Consider the following 1,450-nt stretch of genomic DNA (forward strand, 5'->3'; position numbering starts at 1 on the left):
TTGCCTGCAAAGTCAGCCAATGATTTCTCAGATAGGTCTGCTGCTACCAATGTGAAATCAGGTGCAACTTGGCCGATGGCAGGCAAATTGCCGTTTGTAGAAATAGGGGAGCCTTGGAAAGTAACTTGAGCCATGATTCAGTCCTTGTGTCAGGGGGAAATAGGATGGTCTGGGGTTTAGTAATGACGGCGACGGAAATAGAACATGCCTTCGCTATCAATTTCTAAAATATAGCGGCCGTTTTGTACAGCGGCATAACCGCTTTTTCCTTCAGTATAAGGTTGCAAAGCAGCGTGTGAAATCAGATAGTCGGTCAGTTTGCCGCCATCTTGGGCAATATTGTCCACCATTTTTGCAAAGGCAGTGTGGCAAACTCCGTTGGCTGACCAGCCGGCTGAAACGCCTTTTTCATTTTTTTCCATGCATTGGCCGCTGATGACTTCTAAGTCGGTAGGGTGCTTACCAATCAGATTGATAACACCGCCCTCTATGCCGTTAATCGGATAGGTGCGTTGCTTCTTACCTTCTTTCGTTTCGCCGTCTTGAGCTGTACCTAAATCCAAACCGGCTATGGCTTGTTCATCGATATATTTAACTTTGAAGGTAGGCTTGGGCGCTTTGCCTGAAGCAGCATCATTGGCGGCAGTATCTTCAGATTTACCGCCGCAGGCAGCCAATGAAAGGCTGAGCAAGATAAGGGGGAAGGTTTTTTTCATATGAGAAACCCTAGAAAACGATTATATTTCAAATGATAAACGATATTATGGCCGTCTGAAATATTCAGACGGCCTTACTATTATTATTTCAACGGACGAATACCTACTGCATCGCGTACTTTATCCAACAATTCGCGTGCTTCTTTACGCGCTTTTTGTGCACCGGCCTGCAAAATGTCTTCAATTTGAGATGGTTTGGCTGTCAATTCATTGTAACGCTCGCGGGGTTCTGCGAGTTCGGCATTGATTTTTGCACCCAAGAGTTTCTTAGCCTCACCCCAAGCAAGGCCTTCGGCCAGCATTTGCGTGAACTCAGCAGTTTCAGACGGCGTGGAGAAGGCTTTGTAGATTTCAAACAGAGGGCTTTCATCAGGCTGTTTCGGCTCGCCGGGTTCTTTCATATTGGTGATGATTTTGTTAACCGATTTTTGGGTTTTCTTGTCGTTTTCCCAAAGCGGAATGGTGTTGCCGTAGGACTTGGACATTTTGCGTCCGTCCAAGCCGACCAAGAGTTCGACGTTTTCGTCGATTTTCACTTCTGGCAGGATGAAGAGCTCTTGGAAGCGGTGGTTGAAGCGGCCGGCAATATCGCGTGCCATTTCAACGTGTTGGATTTGGTCGCGACCGACTGGTACTTCATGGGCATTGAACATAAGAATGTCGGCAGTCATGAGGATAGGGTAGCTGTACAGGCCCATTTCCACGCCATGATCCAGATCTTCCTGACCGTTTTC

General features: G+C 47.1%; 2 protein-coding genes and 1 pseudogene. All 3 read right to left on the bottom strand.

Annotated features, from left to right (window positions below; all coding sequences use genetic code 11):
• A pseudogene (gene tpx / locus ACTHS3_RS12975) lies at positions 1-134 on the bottom strand (thiol peroxidase); the annotation flags it as partial.
• A 42-nt stretch (positions 135-176) separates the two neighbouring features.
• Positions 177-716, bottom strand: coding sequence for a hypothetical protein (locus ACTHS3_RS12980; RefSeq protein ID WP_070608317.1), 540 nt, complete (start codon positions 714-716; stop codon positions 177-179).
• An 83-nt stretch (positions 717-799) separates the two neighbouring features.
• A partial coding sequence (trpS, locus tag ACTHS3_RS12985; RefSeq protein ID WP_440368124.1) for a tryptophan--tRNA ligase occupies positions 800-1,450 on the bottom strand: 651 nt, incomplete at its 5' end.

The organism is Neisseria sp. P0009.S007, from assembly GCF_051962515.1.

Excerpts from the sequence above, each read along its gene's own strand:
- ACTHS3_RS12980 (WP_070608317.1), bottom strand. The coding sequence starts at position 716 with ATGAAAAAAACCTTCCCCCTTATCTTGCTCAGCCTTTCATTGGCTGCC.